The 19,846-nt window shown below is 66.2% G+C and carries 19 protein-coding genes; 7 read left to right on the forward strand and 12 right to left on the reverse strand.

What is annotated here, in order from left to right:
- The first annotated feature begins 1 nt into the window (after position 1).
- Entirely contained in the window at positions 2-1,015 is a 1,014-nt protein-coding gene (locus ABIE45_RS02965) for an alpha-ketoacid dehydrogenase subunit beta (protein WP_192711082.1), read from the forward strand.
- A 1-nt stretch (position 1,016) separates the two neighbouring features.
- Positions 1,017-2,231 (forward strand): dihydrolipoamide acetyltransferase family protein, encoded by a 1,215-nt coding sequence (locus ABIE45_RS02970; RefSeq protein WP_192711083.1) that lies wholly within the window; start codon positions 1,017-1,019, stop codon positions 2,229-2,231.
- Between the two features lie 63 nt (positions 2,232-2,294).
- Here the strand turns inward: ABIE45_RS02970 and ABIE45_RS02975 are convergent, their stop codons facing one another.
- The 5 genes from ABIE45_RS02975 to ABIE45_RS02995 are packed head-to-tail and all read right to left on the reverse strand — an operon-like array spanning position 2,295 to position 8,464.
- The gene (locus ABIE45_RS02975) at positions 2,295-3,185 is read right to left on the reverse strand and encodes a CoA ester lyase (protein ID WP_192711115.1); all 891 of its coding nucleotides are present in this window, start codon (positions 3,183-3,185) and stop codon (positions 2,295-2,297) included.
- A 5-nt stretch (positions 3,186-3,190) separates the two neighbouring features.
- On the reverse strand, positions 3,191-3,688 hold the full coding sequence (locus tag ABIE45_RS02980) for a MaoC family dehydratase (RefSeq protein WP_192711084.1): 498 nt from the start codon (positions 3,686-3,688) through the stop codon (positions 3,191-3,193).
- Positions 3,685-5,661, reverse strand: coding sequence for a biotin carboxylase N-terminal domain-containing protein (locus tag ABIE45_RS02985; RefSeq protein ID WP_192711085.1), 1,977 nt, complete (start codon positions 5,659-5,661; stop codon positions 3,685-3,687). The genes ABIE45_RS02980 and ABIE45_RS02985 overlap by 4 nt, the downstream gene beginning before the upstream one ends.
- An 11-nt stretch (positions 5,662-5,672) precedes the next feature.
- Entirely contained in the window at positions 5,673-7,280 is a 1,608-nt protein-coding gene (locus ABIE45_RS02990; protein ID WP_192711086.1) for a carboxyl transferase domain-containing protein, read from the reverse strand.
- 8 nt (positions 7,281-7,288) lie between these two features.
- Positions 7,289-8,464, reverse strand: a complete 1,176-nt coding sequence (locus ABIE45_RS02995; RefSeq protein WP_192711087.1) for an isovaleryl-CoA dehydrogenase — start codon at positions 8,462-8,464, stop codon at positions 7,289-7,291.
- A gap of 128 nt (positions 8,465-8,592) precedes the next feature.
- On the opposite strand from ABIE45_RS02995, the gene ABIE45_RS03000 reads away from it, so the two are divergent.
- The 4 genes from ABIE45_RS03000 (at position 8,593) to ABIE45_RS03015 (ending at position 12,964) form a co-directional block, all read left to right on the forward strand.
- Positions 8,593-10,296: an AMP-binding protein gene (locus ABIE45_RS03000; protein ID WP_192711116.1), complete on the forward strand. Its 1,704-nt coding sequence runs from the start codon at positions 8,593-8,595 to the stop codon at positions 10,294-10,296.
- Between the two features lie 302 nt (positions 10,297-10,598).
- On the forward strand, positions 10,599-11,813 hold the full coding sequence (locus tag ABIE45_RS03005) for a PHB depolymerase family esterase (RefSeq protein ID WP_192711088.1): 1,215 nt from the start codon (positions 10,599-10,601) through the stop codon (positions 11,811-11,813).
- 346 nt (positions 11,814-12,159) lie between these two features.
- A complete protein-coding gene (locus ABIE45_RS03010; protein WP_192711089.1) occupies positions 12,160-12,393 on the forward strand; it encodes a hypothetical protein in 234 nt (77 codons plus the stop codon).
- 31 nt (positions 12,394-12,424) lie between these two features.
- Positions 12,425-12,964, forward strand: a complete 540-nt coding sequence (locus tag ABIE45_RS03015; RefSeq protein WP_192711090.1) for a hypothetical protein — start codon at positions 12,425-12,427, stop codon at positions 12,962-12,964.
- Positions 12,965-13,427: 463 nt separating this feature from the next.
- Here the strand turns inward: ABIE45_RS03015 and ABIE45_RS03020 are convergent, their stop codons facing one another.
- Positions 13,428-14,117 carry a hypothetical protein gene (locus ABIE45_RS03020; RefSeq protein ID WP_192711091.1) on the reverse strand — a complete coding sequence of 230 codons (690 nt, stop codon included), beginning with the start codon at positions 14,115-14,117 and terminating at the stop codon, positions 13,428-13,430.
- A 177-nt stretch (positions 14,118-14,294) separates the two neighbouring features.
- Here ABIE45_RS03020 and ABIE45_RS03025 point away from each other — a divergent pair, with 177 nt between their 5' ends.
- Entirely contained in the window at positions 14,295-14,666 is a 372-nt protein-coding gene (locus ABIE45_RS03025; protein WP_192711121.1) for a hypothetical protein, read from the forward strand.
- Here the strand turns inward: ABIE45_RS03025 and ABIE45_RS03030 are convergent.
- From ABIE45_RS03030 to ABIE45_RS03055, 6 genes are all read right to left on the reverse strand, one after another.
- Entirely contained in the window at positions 14,660-15,592 is a 933-nt protein-coding gene (locus tag ABIE45_RS03030; RefSeq protein ID WP_192711092.1) for a lytic transglycosylase domain-containing protein, read from the reverse strand. The genes ABIE45_RS03025 and ABIE45_RS03030 overlap by 7 nt on opposite strands.
- Positions 15,593-15,594: 2 nt before the next feature.
- Positions 15,595-16,443 carry a CsgG/HfaB family protein gene (locus tag ABIE45_RS03035; protein WP_192711117.1) on the reverse strand — a complete coding sequence of 283 codons (849 nt, stop codon included), beginning with the start codon at positions 16,441-16,443 and terminating at the stop codon, positions 15,595-15,597.
- 135 nt (positions 16,444-16,578) lie between these two features.
- On the reverse strand, positions 16,579-17,022 hold the full coding sequence (locus ABIE45_RS03040; RefSeq protein ID WP_373622118.1) for a curli production assembly/transport component CsgF: 444 nt from the start codon (positions 17,020-17,022) through the stop codon (positions 16,579-16,581).
- A gap of 21 nt (positions 17,023-17,043) precedes the next feature.
- The gene (locus tag ABIE45_RS03045; RefSeq protein WP_192711093.1) at positions 17,044-17,532 is read right to left on the reverse strand and encodes a hypothetical protein; all 489 of its coding nucleotides are present in this window, start codon (positions 17,530-17,532) and stop codon (positions 17,044-17,046) included.
- Positions 17,533-17,569: 37 nt separating this feature from the next.
- Entirely contained in the window at positions 17,570-17,893 is a 324-nt protein-coding gene (gene csgH, locus ABIE45_RS03050) for a curli-like amyloid fiber formation chaperone CsgH (RefSeq protein ID WP_373622120.1), read from the reverse strand.
- Positions 17,894-17,989: 96 nt separating this feature from the next.
- Complete coding sequence (locus tag ABIE45_RS03055; RefSeq protein ID WP_192711094.1) at positions 17,990-19,471, reverse strand: hypothetical protein; 1,482 nt, start codon at positions 19,469-19,471, stop codon at positions 17,990-17,992.
- Positions 19,472-19,846: the final 375 nt, after the last annotated feature.

Consider the following 19,846-nt stretch of genomic DNA (forward strand, 5'->3'; position numbering starts at 1 on the left):
CATGCCGCGCATGTCGATGGTCGAAGCCATCCGCGATGCGATGGACATAATGATGGCGCGCGACGAGAGCGTCGTCGTCTTCGGCGAGGATGTCGGCTATTTCGGCGGCGTCTTCCGCTGCACTTACGGGCTTCAGCAGAAATACGGAACGTCGCGCTGCTTCGACGCGCCCGTCAGCGAATCCGGGATCGTGGGAACGGCCGTCGGCATGGCCGCCTACGGCCTGCGGCCCTGCGTCGAGATCCAATTCGCCGATTACGTGTACCCGGCCTACGACCAGATCGTGTCGGAGGCCGCGCGGCTGCGGTATCGCTCGAACGGCGAGTTCACCTGCCCCTTGGTGATCCGCATGCCGACGGGCGGCGGCATCTTCGGCGGACAGACCCACAGCCAGAGCCCGGAGGCGCTCTTCACCCACGTCTCGGGGCTCAAGACCGTCGTCCCCTCAAACCCCTACGATGCCAAGGGGCTGCTCATCGCGGCGATCGAGGATCCGGATCCCGTGATCTTCCTCGAGCCGAAGCGGCTCTACAACGGCCCCTTCGACGGACATCACGAGCGCCCCGTCACGCCGTGGTCGAAGCACGCAGCCAGCGACGTTCCGGCCGGCCACTTCGCTCTCCCGCTCGGAAAGGCGTCCATCGTTCGGGCGGGAACAGACGTCACGGTGCTGGCCTACGGGACGATGGTGCATGTCGCGCAGGCGGCCGCCGCGGAGACGGGCATCGACGCCGAGATCATCGATCTGCGGACCCTGGTTCCATACGATCTCGACACGATGGTGGCCTCCGTTGCCAAGACCGGTCGCTGCGTGGTCATCCACGAGGCGACGCTGACGTCGGGGTTCGGCGCAGAATTGGCAGCCCTCATCCAGGAGACCTGCTTCTACCATCTTGAGGCGCCGGTCGCCCGGGTTGCCGGATGGGACACACCCTATCCGCACGCGCAGGAATGGGACTACTTCCCCGGTCCGGGACGCGTGGCGCGTGCGCTGGTCGAGACGGTGGAGGCCTGACATGGGCGAGCACCTGATCACCATGCCCGATGTCGGCGAGGGGATTGCCGAAGCCGAACTGGCCGAGTGGTTCGTGACAGTGGGCCAGTTCGTCCATGAGGACGCCGTGCTGGCCGCCGTCACCACCGACAAGGCGACCGCGGAGATTCCCTCCCCGGTGACGGGGCGCGTCGTATGGCTCGGGGGCGAGGCCGGCGACATCGTCGCTGTCGGCGCGCCGCTGATCCGCTTGGCGGTCGAGGATGCGGGCGATGCAGACCAAGTCCCCGACGGCCTCCCCACCCCGAACGCGGATCAGCCCTCCCCTACGCCCGGCCATGATCCTGCCGCCGCGCATAGGGAGGGCGAGAAGGCGTGCGCGTCGCCGGCGGTCAGGCATCGCGCACGCAAGGCCGGAATCGATCTGGGTCGTGTGCCCGGCTCGGGGCCCTCAGGCCGCGTGACGCACGAAGATCTCGACGCCTATCTGACCGGTGACGCCCGCAGGATGGGAACGCCAAGCCCCAGGCCGAACACAACCGTCGAACAGATCAAAGTCACGGGTGTTCGCCGCAAGATTGCGGAGAAGATGACCCTCGCGGCTTCGCGCATTCCCCACATCACCTATGTCGAGGAGATCGACGTCACGGCGCTCGAGGATCTCAGGTCGACGCTCAACGCGAACAGGCGCGCGGAGCGACCGAAGCTGACGCTGCTCCCGTTCCTGATGCGGGCTCTGGTGAGAGCCATCGCCGACCAGCCGCATCTGAACGCGCTCTACGACGATGAAGCCGGCATCCTCCACCAGCACGGCAGCGTGCATATCGGTGTCGCGACCCAGACCCCCGCGGGTCTCGTCGTTCCCGTCGTCCGGCACGTGGAGGCGCGGGACTTGTGGGACTGCGCCGCCGAACTGAACCGCCTCTCGGAGGCGGCCCGAACGGGCTCCGCCACGCGGCAGGAATTGGGCGGCTCGACGATCACCGTCACCTCGCTCGGCGCCCTGGGCGGCATCGCCTCGACCCCGATCATCAACCATCCGGAGGTCGCCATCATCGGTGTCAACAGGATCGCGATGCGGCCGGTCTGGAACGGGGCGGCGTTCATCCCGCGCAAGATGATGAATCTGTCGTCGAGCTTCGACCATCGCGTCATCGACGGCTGGGATGCGGCTGTGTTCGTCCAGCGGATCAAGACGCTCTTGGAAACGCCGGCTCTGATCTTCGTGGATGCGTAGCTCGGCACCGCCTCGTGCCGGATGTTTGCCCTGAGGCCATCTGGCTTGGACGCGGCCCCGGCCTCACGCCTGGCCCCGAGGGGCGCCCCGGTCGAAGCGCTCCAGCAGCCGCTCGGCGCGGCGCAGGTGGGGACGGTCGAGCATGGCCCCAGCCTGCCCGATCACCCCCGTCCCCGGCGAACCCGCGAAGGCCGCGACCACGGCCCGCGCTTCGGCCAGGGCCGCCTCAGAGGGCGAGAAGGCCGCGTTGATGATGGGAACTTGAGCCGGGTGGATCGCCAACTTCCCGACGAAACCGTCCCGGCGCGCCTCGCGGCATTCCCGTTCGAGCGCCGCGAGGTCCCGATAGGCGAGATGAACCGTGTCGAACGCGTCTGTCTCGGCTGCGGCCGCCGCGAGCAGGGTGAGGTCGCGCGCCAGGCGATACGGACCGGTCCAGGCTCCGGTCCCGTCGCGGTTGGTCTCGGCCCCCAGATCGGCGGAGAGGTCCTCCGCCCCCCAGGTGAGCCCGCAGAGACGCGGATGCCCCTCGGACAGGGCTGTCAGCGCGAGGACGGCGCGGGCCGTCTCGGTGGCAATGGGCAGGATCCGCGTCGCGCCGGCAGCGATGCCGCTGGCGGCCTCGAGCCGGTGGAGATGTGCATCGAGCGCGCGGATGTCAGCGCTCATGACGGCTTTGGGCAGCACGATGCCGTAAGGTCGCGCCGGCATCACAGCCGCGAGGTCATCCTCCGCCCAACCCGTCCCGAGCGCGTTCACGCGCACGAAAACCAGCGGCCCCCCGGCGGTGCTCCCGACCTCCTCCAGGAACGCGGCGGCCTGCCGGCGCGCCGCCGCCTTACCGCTCGCGGCGACCGAGTCCTCCAGGTCGACGATGAGGGCGTCGGCGCCGGCGTTCAGCGCCGTCTCGAGCTTCCGCGGCGCGTCGCCCGGAACGAACAGCAGCGCGCGCATCGGCGTCACGCTCCGCTCGTTGCGGGCCGACGGCGCATGAAGGCCTGCCTGCGGCACTCGGCAACCAGAACTTCGTCCTGCCGGTAGGCCCGGTGGATGAGATCGACGATCCCCGCATCGGCGCGGGAGCGCGAGACGCGTTTGGCCGCCACCTCGGTGGTCACGCGGATGGTGTCGCCCTCGAAGAGCGGGGCCGGGAAGCGCACCTCGGTCATGCCGAGATTGCCGATCGTGGTGCCCAGCGTCAGGTCGTTGACCGCGATGCCGATCATCAGCCCGAGCGTGAACAGCGAGTTCATCAGCGGCCGACCCCACTCCGTCTCGGTCGCGCAGAAATGCGCGTCGATGTGGAGGGGCTGTGGGTTGAGTGTCATGCTCGAGAACAGGATGTTGTCCGTCTGCGTCACCGTGCGGGTGAGCCGATGGGACAGGACCGCGCCGACCTCGAAATCCTCGTAATAGAGGCCGCCCCGCGGATGGGGCGCGTGGGAGGAGGGAGTCATTCGGATTCCGCCTGCGTCAGGGTGAACAGGCTGGCGCCCTCCGCCACCTGCAGGCCGGGCTCGGCCGTCACCGTGCGGACCGTACCGTCTGCCGGTGCGGTGAGCGTGTGCTCCATCTTCATCGCCTCGATGGTGCCGAGGCGCTGGCCGCGCGTGACACAATCGCCGGGGGCGACATGGACGGCAACGATCCGGCCGTGCATCGGTGCGGTGACGTCACCCGCCTGCGCCGTCTGCGCCGAGGCGACCTCCGCCGGATCGGGCGCCTGAAGGTTGATCTGGCGCCCTCCGTGCAGGACGAGAATCCCGCACCCGGTGGGCACGACCTCGATCATCCGGTCTTCAGCCGCGTGGGTCGGACAGGCTTTCCCCCGGTAGCGGACCTCCGGCAGGCCGCGCGCGCCGGGATCCGGCCAGACCAGGATGACCTCGTCGCGCCGACCGTCGATCCGGAGCGGCCAGAGCTGGCGGCGCGGCGCGCCGAGCTGAAAGCCGTCGGCACAATCCCAGGGTGAGGCTGTCCTGCCCTCCATGGACCGCGGCTCGAAGCCCAGCAGCGCCAGCACCCCAAGGCCGATGCAGGCCGGGTCGATGTCCGACGGGAACTCCGCGAGCCTGTCCCGCTGGCGCTCGATCAAGGCGGTGTCGTACCGGCCGGCCTGGACGGCCTCGGACGCGGTCAGGCGCCGCAGGAAGGCGAGGTTCGTCCGCGGCCCGGCAACGCGCGTCGCCTCGAGCGCCTGATGCAGGCGTGCGATGGCCTCGGCGCGTGTTGGGCCGTGGGCGATCAGCTTGGCGATCAGCGGGTCGTAGTGAGGGCCGACGACGTCGCCGGCACGCAGGCCCGTATCGACGCGCACGGCCTCGGGCAGGCGCAGCACGTGGAGCTGGCCGGTCGAGGGCAGAAAGCCCGCCGCCGGATCCTCGGCGTAGAGCCTCGCCTCGATCGCGTGTCCTTCGATTCGCAGATCGTCCTGGCTTGCGGGAAGCGGCTCGCCGGCCGCGACCTTGAACTGCCACGCGACGAGGTCGAGGCCGGTAATCGCCTCGGTGACCGGATGCTCCACTTGGAGACGGGTGTTCATCTCCATGAACCAGAAGCTCTCGGGCGTGAGGGCCTGGTCCCCAGCGACGATGAATTCGACCGTTCCGGCGCCGACATAATCGACCGCCCGGGCGGCACCGAGGGCGGCCTGCCCCATCGCCGCGCGCACCGCCGCCGTCATGCCCGGTGCGGGCGCCTCCTCGATGACCTTCTGATGGCGGCGCTGCAGGGAACAGTCGCGCTCGAACAGGTGGACCGCGCCGCCCTGTGCGTCGCAGAAGACCTGAACCTCGATATGGCGCGGGTTCGGCACGTACCGCTCGAGCAGGACCTGCGCATTGCCGAAGGCGCTTGTGGCCTCGCGTCGCGCACTCTCGAGGGCCTCGGCGAAGGCCGTCGGCGCATCGACGCGCCGGATCCCCTTCCCGCCCCCGCCGGCGACCGCCTTGATGAGCAAGGGGTAGCCGATCGTGTCGGCCTCGGCGCGCAGGTGATCGCTGTCTTGGTCCTCGCCCTGATAGCCTGGGACGATAGGCACGCCGGCCGCCGCAACAAGTTCCTTGGCGCGATGTTTCAGGCCCATGGCCCGGATCGCCGCGGCGGGCGGCCCGACGAAGACGATGCCGGCTTCCGCACAGGCCTCTGCGAGGCCCGGATGCTCGGACAGGAAGCCATATCCCGGATGGAGGCAATCGGCCCCGGCCCGCGAAGCGGCCTCCACGATCCGGTCGATCCGCAGGTAGGAATCCAGGGCCGGCGCCGGCCCGATCGGGTAGGCTTCGTCGGCCAGGGCCACGTGCAGGGACGCGCGGTCGGCCTCCGAGTAGACCGCGACCGTCCGCATTCCGAGGCGCCGCGCCGTGCGCAGGATCCGGCAAGCGATCTCGCCGCGATTGGCGACGAGGACGGAGGTGAGGGGCCGGGTCATCGGTGGACGCCTCACATCCGGAACAGGCCGAAGCGCGTCTCGTCGACCGGTGCGTTGAGGCAGGCCGATAGAGCCAGCCCGAGCACCCGCCGGGTCTCCTCGGGCAGGATGATGCCGTCATCCCAGAGCCGGGCCGTGGCGTAGTAGGGCGAGCCTTCCGCCTCGAACGCGGCGCGGATCGGCTGTTTGAACGCCTCCTCGTCGCGGGCGGTCCAGGTTTCGCCCGCAGCCTCGATGTTGTCGCGCCGGACGCTGGCGAGCACGCTCGCCGCCTGCTCGGCGCCCATGACGGAGATGCGCGCGTTCGGCCACGCGAACAGAAACCGGGGCGCGTAGGCGCGCCCGCACATGCCGTAATTGCCGGCGCCGTAGGACCCGCCGACGAGAAGCGTCAGCTTGGGCACGGCGGCGGTGGCGACCGCCGTGACGAGCTTGGCGCCGTTGCGCGCGATCCCGCCGGCCTCGGCGTCGCGCCCAACCATGAAGCCGACGATGTTCTGCAGGAACAGCAGCGGAATGCGCCGCTGGCAGCACAGCTCGATGAAATGCGCGCCCTTCAGCGCGCTCTCAGAGTAGAGGATGCCGTTATTGGCCAGTATTCCCACCGGCATGCCCCAGAGCCGCGCGAAGCCGGTGACGAGGGTCGTGCCGTAGAGCCGCTTGAACTCATCAAATTCCGACCCGTCGACGATCCGGGCGATCAGTTCCCGGGCATCGTATTGTTTGCGCAGATCGACCGGCACGATCGCGTCGAGGTCGCCCGGATCGAGGCTGGATTCGACGGGCGGCCGGATATCCAAGTCCGGCTGCTTGCGGGTGTTCAGGGTGCCGACGATGCGGCGCAGGATTGCGAGCGCGTGCGCGTCGTCGGCGGCCTCGTGGTCGGCGACCCCGGACAGCCGGGTATGGACCTCCGCGCCGCCGAGTTCCTCGGCCGTCACGATCTCGCCGGTCGCCGCTCTCACGAGGGGGGGGCCTCCGAGGAAAATCGTGCCCTGGCCGCGCACGATCACGCTCTCGTCCGACATGGCCGGCACGTAGGCGCCCCCGGCCGTACACGAGCCCATGACGCAGCTGATCTGCGGAATACCGGCCGCCGAGAGCCGGGCTTGGTTGTAGAAGATGCGGCCGAAATGATCACGGTCGGGAAAGACTTCTGCCTGCTGCGGCAGGTTGGCGCCGCCCGAATCGACCAGATAGAGGCAGGGTAGACGGTTCTCTCCCGCGATCTCCTGGGCGCGCAGATGCTTTTTGACTGTCAGGGGATAGTAGGTGCCACCTTTGATCGTGGCGTCGTTGCAGACGATCATGACCTCGCGGCCGGAGACCCGGCCGATGCCCGCGATGAGGCCGGCTCCGTGGATCTCGCCGTCATAGAGTCCATAGGCGGCCAACGTCCCGATCTCGAGGAAGGGGGAGCCCGGATCCAGCAGCTGCACCACGCGATCGCGCGGCAGCAGTTTGCCGCGCGCGAGATGCCGGGTGCGGGCTTTCTCGGAGCCACCCGCGGCGACTATCGCGCGGCGCTCCCTGAGGGTGCTGCGCAGATCGTCCCAGGCGGCCCGGTTCTCGGCGGCAGCCTCGGAGGTCAGGTCGGCGCTGGTGCTCAGGATCGCCACGCGTCACCTCAGCCTGGGGATCGGGCGAACAGCTCGCGCCCAATCAGCATGCGGCGAATCTCGCTGGTGCCCGCCCCGATTTCGTAGAGCTTGGCGTCACGCAGCAATCGGCCGGCCGCGTAATCATTGGTGTAGCCGTTGCCGCCGAGGAGCTGGATGGCATCGAGGGCGCACTGGGTCGCCCGTTCGGCCGCGAACAGGATCGCCCCTGCCGCATCCTCGCGCGTGGTCTCGCCCCGATCGCAGGCCCGGGCCACGGCGTACACATAGGCGCGCGCCGCGTTGGCCTGCACGTAGATGTCGGCGAGCTTGCCCTGGACCAGCTGGAACGAGCCGATCGGCTGGTCGAACTGGCGCCTCTGACGGACATAGGGCGTCACCACGTCGAGGCAGGCCCGCAGGATTCCGAGCGGACCGGCCGCGAGCACGACGCGCTCGTAGTCGAGGCCCGACATCAGCACGCCGACGCCGCCGCCGACCGGCCCGAGCACGTTTTCCTCCGGCACTTCGCAATCCTCGAAGATCAGCGCCGAGGTGTCGGAGCCGCGCATGCCGAGCTTGTCGAGCTTCGGCCCCGTCGAGAAGCCGGGGAAGTCTCGCTCCACCAGGAAAGCCGTGATGCCATGCGCGCCGGCCTTCGGATCAGTCTTGGCGTAGACCACGAATGTTTCCGCAACAGGCCCGTTCGTGATCCACATCTTGGAGCCGTTGAGGCAGAAGCGGTCGCCGCGCTTCTCGGCGCGCAGGCGCATGCTCACCACGTCCGATCCCGCTTCCGTTTCGGACATGGCAAGCGCCCCAACCCGCGTTCCCACGATCAGGGCCGGGAGATAGCGGCGCTTCTGCGCCTCCGTGCCGTTGCGTCGAATCTGGTTGATGCAGAGGTTCGCGTGCGCGCCGTAGGACAGACCGACGGAGCCGGAGGCTCGCGACACCTCCTCCATGGCGACGCAATGCTCCAGATATCCGAGTCCGAGCCCGCCGAACGCCTGCTCCACCGTTATCCCGTGCAGGCCCAGGGCGCCCATCTCGGGCCAGAGGTCGCGCGGGAAGGCATTGCTGCGGTCGATCTCGTCCGCGCGCGGCGCGATTCTTCTTTGGGCGAAGGTGCGCGCGCTCTCACGAACCGCGTCGGCGACTTCGCCGAGACCGAAATCGAAGTCGCGTGCGGCGTCCCGGATCATCGGCTGCCTCCCACGGGTGGTTCGGAATTATAAGCCCAAGTCTCGCCGAAGGAGCTACCATCCTTAAGCAGAATCGTGCGCCGACGCACCGGAAACGGCGCGCGCGCGAGGTGCTGGGGACGACGGCCATGACTGCAGACGGTGTGCTCAGTTACGTGCACGGAGCCGACACGACGCCCCTGGTCGGCTGTACGATCGGGCAGATGCTCACGCGCGCCGCCGCGTTGTGGCCCGATCGCGTTGCCCTGATCGCGGACGGCCAGCGGCTGAGTTGGGCCGAGCTCGACGACCACGCTACGCGTCTGGCCGCCGGCTTTCTCGCCCTCGGGCTGAAGGTGGGCGATCGCATCGGGATCTGGTCGCTCAACAATAGCGCCTGGGTGCTCACCCAGTTCGCTGCCGCCAAGGCGGGGCTGATCCTCGTCACGGTCAATCCGGCCTATCGGCTGACGGAGCTTGAGTTCGCCCTGAACAAGGTCGGATGCGCGGCGCTGGTCACCGCGACGCGGTTCAAGAGCAGCGAATTCCTGGGCATGGTGAATGCCCTGGCTCCGGAGCTCGCCTCCGCGACGCCGGGCGCTCTCCACGCCGCACGCCTGCCCGCGCTTCGGCTCGTGATCCGGATCGGACATGGGCCGACACCCGGCACGCTCGCCCTCGGAGACGTGGCGGATCTCGGGGGCACCGGGCACGGAGCGATCGCCGCCCTGGGCGAGAGCCTGCAATGCGACGATCCCGCGAACATCCAGTTCACGAGCGGCACCACCGGCACGCCGAAGGGTGTGGTGCTGTCGCACCACAACATCCTCAATAACGGCTACTTCGTCGGGCGGACGATGCGCCTCGGCCCTGACGACCGCATCTGCATCCCGGTGCCGCTCTATCACTGCTTCGGCTTGGTCATGGGCAACCTCGCAGCCCTCACATCCGGTGCGGCCATGGTTTACCCGGGCGAGGGCTTCGACCCGCTCGCGACGCTGCGCTCCGTCGCCGAGGCGCGCTGCACGGCCATTTACGGGGTGCCGACCATGTTCCTCGCGGAACTCGATCACCCGGATTTCAACACGTTCGACCTATCGAGCCTGCGAACCGGCATCATGGCCGGTGCGCCATGCCCGGTGCCGCTGATGCAGCGTGCCATCGAGCGGATGAACCTGTCCGAGATGACGATCTGCTACGGAATGACGGAGACGAGCCCGGTCAGTTTTCAGAGTGCTGTCGACGATCCCTTTGAGCGTCGCGTCTCGACGGTCGGACGCGTGCACCCGCATCTGGAGGTGAAGATCGTCGACGTGTCCGGGCGCGTCGTCCCGCGCGGCGTGACGGGGGAACTCTGCACCCGGGGCTACAGCGTCATGCGCGGCTACTGGGCGGAGGCCGAGCAAACCGCCGCCGTGCGGGATGAGGCAGGCTGGCTGCACACGGGCGACCTCGCCATCCTGGATGAGGAAGGGTTCTGCCGCATTGTCGGCCGGATCAAGGACATGGTGATCCGCGGCGGCGAGAACATCTATCCACGCGAAGTCGAGGAGTTCCTCTATCGTCATCCTGCGGTCCAGGATGTTCAGGTTTTCGGCGTGCCGGATCCCCGATATGGCGAGGAGGTTTGCGCTTGGATCCGACTTCGGCCCGGCGCCTGCGCGACGGCCGAGGATCTGAGGGATTTCTGCGCAGGCCAGATCGCCCACCAGAAAATCCCGCGCTACATCGAGTTTGTGGACGCGTTCCCGATGACGGTCACAGGCAAAGTGCAGAAATACCTGATGCGCGAGGCGATGATCGACAAGATTTCAGATAAAACGGTGGCAGGACATCGCACTGAAGGTTCCTGACCTTTGCCCCGGGACACTTTGGAGATCATCAACCTGCCATCGCAAGCTTGCTGAGGCTAATCCCGACTCAAATATTGCGCAAACGTCGAGGGAAGATCCGGTTCTGACTTTCACGACCTTCGGTCCGATCGTTGGGAGGCGCGTGCACAGGCTGGCGACAGCGAGCCCGATCAGCACGACAGAGATCAGGACGGTCAGGAGGCGGGGTGCCGAGAGGTTGAGCATGAGCTAACCTCGCGCTGCGCGGTCACCGAGGCGTAGAACAGCTCGACACGAAGCTGGCGGACAATCGGAGCGAGGACATGGGGTTTTTCGCACGCCGCAGCCGTTATCTCGTCGACCTCACTGCCGTCCTGTGTTCGTTGGCAACAGTCACAATGGCCGACGACGGCCGTGGCCTGCGGCGAGGTGGGGACCCGCAGCAAATCAGCATCTCCGGCCTCTCGTCCGGCGCCGCGATGGCGGTCCAATACGCGGTGGCCCATTCCGGCACCATCACGGCTGTGGGGGCTGTCGCGGGGCCGCAATGGGCCTGCGCCGGTGGAAGTCTGTCACGCGCGGTCAACGCCTGCATGTGTGGCCGCGACGCGCTCACTCCGACGATCGACACGGCCCATCGCTTGGCCGCTAGCGGCGCGATCGACAATCTTCCCTCCGGAAAGCCGCAATCCCTGCGCCGGTCGTGGGTGTTCCAGAGCCCTGCCGACGAAACCGTCACAGCGGCGTCGGGGAGAGCGGACGCAGTCTTTCTGAAGGCCTTTATCGGTTCGGAACCGGAACTCGACCGCGGCAACGCCGCCGACGGGAGCGACCGGGCCGGGCACGGCATCATCTCACCCGGGGGCACGGATGCATGCGCCTACGACGGTATGGAGGCAAGCTTCATCCGGCGATGCGGCGCGGAGGACAACCCGGGTAAGATGTTCCACGCGTTGTTCGATGCGCAGGCACCATACGATCCGAACCGGCGCGGGCCGCAAGTCCCAGCATCCGAGGTGTGGGCATTCGATCAGCAGCACCTCATCGAACAGGTAAAATCCAGTCATCCGACCCTCGCGAATGACTACCTCAATGCATTCTGGTTCTGGTGGCCGGACAAGAGCGCCCGACGCAGTAACCTCGATATGGCCTCGAGAGGGTACATCTACGTGCCGCCCTCATGCCGTACGGTGGGCAGCTCCTGCCGCGTGCACATTGCGCTCCATGGCTGCAAGCAGGACGCCCGGCAGTTCGCGCAGCAGGCCGGCTACAACGAATGGGCGGAGCGCTACAGAACCATCATTGTCTATCCGGCCATCGCGCCGAGCGAGGCGGTGCCCGGAGCCGTCTGCCGTTTGCCAGCTCTCGACGGCGTGGCCGACGCCGGATGGATCGAGCCGAACCCGAACGGCTGCTGGGACTGGTGGGGATATCTCGACACGTCCGCGCATAAAGGGCGCTACCTCACGAAGCAGGCGCCACAGATGCGGGCTCTCGAGGGCATCATCGCCGAGGTGACGGCGCCCAGCCTGGATTGAAAAACCTGTGGCGGATGAACGCCTGCAGCGCAGAACCAGTCTCGTGAGTTCGGCTGCGCGTTTTTACGATCACTGCGCGAGGAGGGTTCTGCAAACACCACAGACCGGATCAGGATTTGGCGCTCAACAGGGACCGAATGCTCAGGTCTTCAGAACGATGCAGGCACCACCCACCGCTTATCTGAGAGCCAGAACAGATCTGCCATCGTTACCTCCAAGCCGCAGAGCGGCCGTCCGGAGTCACAGAACGGCGATCCCTGCAACAGCTTGGTCCGCTTCATACCCTAAGCACATGTGTTGGTAGCGACGGGTAACTCACGCCTGGTAGGCGGCTCCGGACGCGCTGATGCGCGTCCTGTCCGATGACGACGTTCCGAAGGCAACGCTGGATTCGGTTGCCGCCAGCATATCCAGCCGCTGCTGTCGTCAGGCGCATCGGAAACGCGAGCAAACTATGGAAAAGCATTTTTCAATTATTAATCCACGTCGGGTAAAATTCATCTACCGTCACATGCATCGGTTCGGCGTAGTAATCAATGGTCATTTTCTGCAAAATGAAAGGTTACAGGTGTCGTATTAGTAGCGGCGCTGCCATAGCGACCGTGTGTCTCATGCAGATTGGGAACGCGTGCTTCGCAGCCGAGCTCGATCGGGAATATTCCACGACGATACGCGGCGATCTATACAGTTCGACGGTGGGCGTGCCTGGCAGTGGTGCGGCTGACAAATACCAGAACCTGAAGATCGGCGCGGCCGCCGCGGTCAATCACCTTTTCGATGTACCGGACGGGAAGGGCAGCATGTCCGACGTTCCGCAGTCGCGACGGGACAACGAACCGGTATCGCATCAGATCGGCTCGAACTCTATCCTGGAAACAACTCAGTCTGGTGCGAACAATCGGCTGTCCATCACGCAGTCCGATTCATCGACGCTCTTTGCCATCCAGCGCGGGTACCACAACGAGATCCAATCCGAACAAAGCGGTCGGGACAACTTCTCCAGACTTGATCAGTCCGGTTCGTACAACACTATCATCGGGTTTCAGAGCGGGTCTGGCAATACGGCCACCATCACACAGGTCGGCCAGTACCAGGCCGTCGTGTACGCGCAGAGCGGCACGGCCTCAACGCTGACGGTCCGTCAGCGCTGACAGGCCACCGAGATCGCGCAATGCGCCGGGGCGGCTGCAGGCCGTCACTCGGCCGCCAGCCTCCTATCCCGGCGATGCGCGGCTTGGTCTGAGCCGTCGGGCCGGACGATCCGCCCGCAAAGCCGTCAATCGTCGAGTCGAATTGCGTTCGGGTCCGATCGGTCCGGCTTGGTCGCCGGTACGTTTTCGTGCAGCCAGTCACCCGACGATTGCGGCGTCCGCAGCATCGGGGCCGCGCGCCGCACCGGTTCCGACGGAGTCGCCTCGTCGATTGCGGCCGGAGGCGAAGATGGCGGGGGTACGAGGGACCTCTGGTTCTGCGGTCCGAAGCTGTCGACGCATCGCCGGAGCGCGACCGGATCGGGCAGCAGCGTGCAGTCGTTCACGTTGGACGGAGCCTGTGCCGACGCCGGGGCGGACGCCAAGCATAGGAGAGTCCAGACACAGCAGCGCGGCCTCATCCTCATCTCCCTGACGGGGTGACTTGCAGGATCTCGATGCTGCTCGGCTCACCGGGTCTGGGCTTGCGCTTGACGGGGGGCGCCGCCGGGATAGGCGGAGCTCCCTGCTGAGGGCCATTGGCCGCCACCCGGCCCGCGTTGCCGGCCGCGGGCGGCAAGCCCCGGCCGTTCAATCGGCCGATGCGAACCACAACCCCTTCAACGCGCTGGGTCGCGGCGTTGAACGAGCATTCGTACGTGATGCGCACCCATTCGCGCTGCGGGTTCATGAACCGGATGGAGTCGCCCTTGTAGCGCACGATCATCCCGCCCGCGGCGGGCGGGTCGGCCTCCTGGAAGATGCCGCCGTAGGGGCGGGTGAGCCATTCGAAGTCAAAGGGCGCCTCGTTCTCGATCCGTGAAGCGCAGACCTGCGAGGCGCGCTCAGCGCTGCTGCGCACGCAGCCCGCGTCGCAGGTGGTCGGCTTGGTCTCGCCGGGCGGCATCGGAGCGGGCGGCGGAGCCTCCGCTCTGGGCGCCTCCGCTTTCGGCGCGGCGCTCTCCACGGCCTGCGCAGACACGAGCCCCATCGCCGAAACGGCGAGAGCGAGGCCGATCGGCCCCGCGCGGTGGGTAGTGGGCTTGGTGGCGCTCCGATTACCGGTCTTCACCGCCTCCGCCCAATAGTCGCGAATCCGCCGCACCTTATCCACGCGCTCACTCCCGCTCGCCAATTGTCATTGCCGGACGAAGCGGAGCCACGTGGCCGCCGCCGCCCAGAGGAACTTCCGTGTAGACCGGACGTTTCCCGGGTCCGGAGCTGGAAACCCCAGGTCACGCGCGACCGCACGTGCGGACGGCGGCGTTCCGCGTGCCAAACGGACAGCGCCATGCGATTACCGCTCACATTCGTACTCGGTCTCGCGTCCGTGTCGGCCGCCTACAGCCAGACGAGCCTCCTGACGCGACCGATCGAAAGGCCGTCCGTCAACATCAACGACTGCACGTTCGTGCGCGATCCGACGACGTTGCGGGACTGTCTTGATCTCGTTGAAGGTCAGCGTCTCGGCCCGACGATCATGCGGAGCCCCCCGGATCCCATCGTCAGCCCGCAGCTTCTCGAGCAAGCCAAGCCCGATCCGCGGAGCCCGCGCAGCGACGGCAGCGCGGCGGCTCGCCGCCCCGCTCTGCGACCAGTCGGCTTCGACCCGGTCCGCGTGGAGCAGGCCCAGCCGCGGCGCCGACGCGCCGTCGATCAGTAGGTTCGCCGAACGAGACATCGTTGCTCGCTGCCGCCGACCGCCATGCAAAGCTCGTCCTCGGAACGCGCCACCACCTCGCGTCGCCGGACCTCGGCGCCAGTCTTGGACGAGCTTGCCTTGAGGCTTGCCCTGCCCCGGCCGATTGAGAGCTCGGCCGGCGATGCGGCTGGAGCGGCGGCGAAGAGCGGGGATGCGGCTGGCATCGGCACGGCGGCTCCGGCGCCTGTCTCGCGCCGAAGCGAAGCCCAGCGTCCAGCCGGCGCCCAATCCTCCACCACCCGGCCGGTGATGATCTGGACGTAGTCGCGCGTCTCCTGCGGCATGCCGGAGGCTCCGGCCAGCCACCGCTCGACTCGGCCGGGACCGGCATTGTAGGCCGCCGCCGCCAAGCCGAGATTGCCGAAGCGGACCGTGTGATCGCGCAGCAGTTCCGCGGCCTTGATGACAGCTTGGCTCGGGTCGAACGGATCGGTCAGGCCGCGCTCCAGCGCGGTCGCCGGCATGAACTGCGCGATACCCAGCGCGCCCTTGGGGCTGACCGCGTCCGCGCGCAGGCCACTCTCCTGCCGAAGCAGGCGGTAGAGGAAGTCGTAGGGCAGTCCGGTGCGCGAGGCGGCATCGGAGATCAGGAGATTGTAGCTCACCGCCCTTCCAACCTGCCACGTGTCCCACAAGCGCGCCGCCGGCGACGCGGGGACTGTGCCCACCGTGAGGCTCAGGTCCGGGACAATGTTGACGACCACGACCACCGGTCCCGCAAGGTCGCGGAGGTTGACCACAGTGTCCGACACGACATTCGCCACCGGTGCGGGGAACCCGGCCGGGGCGCGCGGAGCCGGCAGGTCGTGCGCGACGCCCCCGAGAGGCGAGATCACACTTAGCCCTCCGGTCAGGACGGCCAGCAGGCACTGGAGGCGCGGGTGCATGGTCAGTTTTTCACCGCGACGACCACCTCTTCGGCCGGCGCCTGGGCCACGACTTCGGCCGGGACGTCCCCCTTGTCGCGGAGCAGGTATTCGTCGACGAGCCGCCGGCCGAGGCTCGGATCCCGGAAGCGCCACAACCCCTTGCGCGCGCCCTCCATGACCGTCGAGTACACGGCGAGTTCGATGGCCTCGCGCACCGCCATCTGCGTCGGCTCGTTGCGGGTTATTCCGGCATCGACAGCGAGCAGCTTGTTGAGCGCGGTGTAGCGGTAGGTGCTGCTGTCCAGGGCGACCGAGTAGATGGTCTTGGTCACCGTCACACTGCCGAGCACCTCGCCGGTCTGAACGGAGACGATCCGCATCCCGACCGTGACGATGTCACGGCGGTACTTCACGTCGCCACCGATCCCGAGGTAGCGCGCTCCGAGGCCGCCCGTGATGGTGTTGGCATCATAGCCAAGAATGCCGCCCTCGACGATCAGGCCGGCGAAGCGGACGGGCGGGAGCGGCTTGACGTTGTCGGGGGAGAACTCCGTGCGGGTGGCGCGGATGAGCTGGCGCTCCTGCAGCACGTCGGCGAGGCCGGCGCGCTCGACGACGCGGAACCACGAGCCGTTGCCCGCCCGGCGGAGGGCGTCGACCACGAAGGCTCCGCCGCCCTGCGTCACCGCGCGCGAGTATTCAGCATAGTTGTCGTTGGGCTTGTTCTGTCCGGTCAGGTCCGGGAAGTTGTAGACCGCGATGTCGATGCTGCGCAGCGGCGGAGGCAGGCTCGTCAGGTTGAGACCGGTGGCCGATTGCGGCGTGATCGTGGGCGCCTGCAGCAGCGGGTCGGTGACCCACGACGGCATGCAGGCGCAAGAGGAGAGGAGGATCGCCGCCGTCAGCGCGCGACCCAGCAACTTGCAGATCAAGACACTAATCCCCCCGCTTGATGCTATCTTGATAGTTGATACTGCTTTAGAAGCATCAAGGTTTAAGATTCATTATGGCCCAGACGGAACGGTGACCTGCGTGACAGTTTGGCCATCGTTGATCGTGATCTGCACATCAGCACCCACGCGCACGAACGAAATATTGGTGCCCTGGAAGCTGAAATTGCCGCTGTTCTGCGCGTTCTCCCCGAAGATCGCGGAGGTAATCTTGTTGGCCAGCGAGCTATAGAGCTGGGACTGCAGCTGCTGTGCGAAGATTTGCCCGGGTGTCTGCTTCTGCTGCTGCTGCTGGATTGCGCTCTGAATAGAGTTCCGGCGCTGCTCCTCGCGCTGGTAGAAGTTCTGCGCCGTCGCTTCGGATTGCAGCCATGACCCGTTCAGCGGGCTGCCTCCGAAGGCCGGGTTGACCGGTTGATAGATCAGGTTGCCGGCCTGCGCCCCGGAGGCGGCGAAGGCGAGCAGCGCCGTGACGGTCAAAAGGCTGGTGCGCATCATCAATCCTTTATCCGGTCCGGCCTATCGGCTCTGGACGACGGAAACCGCCTTGCCGACCCCGCTCTGCGTGATCGCGTTGCTCATGCCGGAGCCGACCTGCTGGCTCGTGACCGTCGCGCCTTGACCGAAGAGCTTGATATCGGAACGATTGTTATCCCCGATCTGCTGGACGCCGACAGTATTGGAGCCGGTCGTGGTGACCGAACTTGTATTGCCGGTGCCGGACTGGACAAGGGACAGGACATTCTGGTCGCCGCGCATGATCGCACTCGCTGCGTTGGAAGAGCCGAGCTGCTGTGTCGTCGCAGTGGAGCGACCCTGCTGTTCAAGGGTGAGCGCGTTGGACTGTCCTGTCTGCGTGACGGAGGCCCGGTTACCGCCGACCGAGAGAAGCGGGATCGGGATGGTCTCGCGGCCGATCACTGCGTATTCCAGAGCCGGCGTGGCCATCTGCGCTTCGGGAGTCAGAGCCGTCTGCGCCACGGCAGGGCCGGCCGCGACGAGGCCCATGAGGGCCAGCGCAACCTGCCCTCGGACGGTGGCTTGCCTAGAGTCTCTCATGGACATCCTCGCATTCGGCGCGGTTGTCACCAGACGCCACCAGAAGGTGCGCGGTGTACCCGCCGCCCGCCTCGACGCTGAGAGCCATGTGTCCGATCGGAATCGCATCCGAAGGCTTGGCCGTGAACGTGCCGCCCTGGTTGAGAACAGATGTTCCGGCTGGCCCCTTCTTCACAACACGGAGCTGATACGTGCCCACTTTGACTTCGCTTGCGAATACCAATCCCACAATTGATACGGTCGCACCTCGGACTTGCTGGGTCAATTCGCAGCGCAGTGCCGGAGGGTCGGGAGGAGCGGTTAGCGGCATACTGTGGCCTCGCGGATACAGAAATGAGGAGGGCCGCACTGGTCAGCGCGGCCCCCACACGGATCTACGCCGCGTACTTTGTCTCTATTGAGACGGTTAGCGCTGCGTGACGGTCAGACGGTTGCCGCTGCCGCTCTGGGCGTAACCAACCGCGTTGGAGTTGTTGTACTGCGACACGCTGGCGTGGTTATCCTGACCGTACTGCTGGCCATTGATGACGTTGTTGTTGCCCTCCTGGTACAGGGTGGCCTGGTTCCGGATGCCGCCCTGGGTCGAGGTGACGGAGTTGCTGGTTCCGTTCTGCGTCACCATCAGCATGGCCAGATCGCTGCCCGACTGCTGATCGCTGATCACCGAGTTCGAGGTGCCATACTGGCGGGACGTCAGGCTGCCGTTCGAACCGTACTGGTCGTTCCGCAGGTAGTTGCTGTTGCCCTGCTGCAGGACATCGGCGGTGTTACCCGAGCCACGCTGCGTGTTGAACAGCTGGTTGTAATTGCCGTTCTGATACGCCGCGTTCTGATAGGGGTAGCTGAATTCAGAGCCTGGCCCACGCAGCGTGTTGTTCGCGCCGCCCTGCGAGGACGTTGCGTAGTTGCCGGCGCCGGCCTGCTGGATGCTGGCGTAGGCGTTGTAGCTGCCGCTGTCCTGCGTGACCGAGGCGTAGTTGCCGTCGCCCTGACGCTGGAAGATGGCGGCCGTGCCAGCATTGCCATACTGGGTCGAGTACGCCTGATTGCTGCTTCCGTCGTACTGGAGGGTATAGGCCTTGTTGCCGTCGCCATTCTGGATTGCAGAAATGACGTTACCGGTATTCTTGCCAGAGTTGTAGTAATTCTTCTGCCCGGCCTGGACGTCGTTGCTGTTTCCGGTCTGCGTCACGGTGATCGAGCTGAACGCCTGATCATTCTGATAGGCGCGAGTGTAGTTCTGGTTCTGAAGCGACGTTCCCGTCTGCGTGACCGAGATGGTGCTGTTGTTGGTCGTCGAGGCCTGGTTGGTCGCCACCTGGTTGCCGTCGCCGGACTGGCGCACGGTCTGCCGGTTCTCGGTGCCGCTCTGGATCAGGTTGAACTCGCCGCCGTTGGAGCCGTCCTGACGCAGATCAATGGTGCTGCGCAGGGCGTTCGAGTCCTGAGTGATCTGGTTGCTGGCAGCGAAAGCGCCCCTCGTATCGGTGAACGTGCGACCGGAGACCTGACCGTTGTTGCTGCCGCTCTGCAGCAGCTCAACCCGGCTGTCGTTGCCCTGCTGCAGGACATTGGCGGTGTTGTTCGTGCCCGTCTGCGAGCCGACATCGAAGCCGAGGGCGTTGCTGGTGCCGGTCTGGTTGACGGTCAGGTCATTGCCGTAGCCAGACTGCTGGAACGACTTGCCGTTGTAGCCGACGTAGTTGTTGCCGCCATCGCCGCCACCGGTGACCACGCGGCCGTTGGCGTCCGAGTTCTGGTTGATGACGATGCGACCTTCGCTACCCGACTGGTCGGTGTAGGAATTGTTGCTGCCGGCGGCCAAGGCGGCGCCCGCGAGGGAGCAGGCCGCAACGCCCATGGACAAGCCGAGAAGATGCTTTTTCATGAAATGTGAATCCCTTCGACAACTCGAATTCGTTGAACGCGCCGTCTTTGTGCGCCGCGCCAGGTTCCACTTCGGGACATCAGTCTCAGTCAGAACCTTAGGCATTCATTAACTGATATCGTCAGGCCGTCTAGTCATAAAATTTTCCCTAAGCAGTTTACACTGAGGAATTTTGCTTCTTTGCCACAATGCAAATTCGTTAATTACTGTAATCAATAGTGATATTGTGGACGAAACCGCGCAGCACTGCGTGACCCGTGAGCTGCAAAGCGCACAGGTGCGGTGATACTGATAAAAACTGTCAAGTGCAGTTGTTTACGAACCCAGACCGAATCGAAGTCAGAATTCGGCTCGGATTAACCGCCTGATAACCAA

Source organism: Methylobacterium sp. OAE515 (assembly GCF_041806315.1).
Lineage (GTDB): Bacteria > Pseudomonadota > Alphaproteobacteria > Rhizobiales > Beijerinckiaceae > Methylobacterium > Methylobacterium tardum.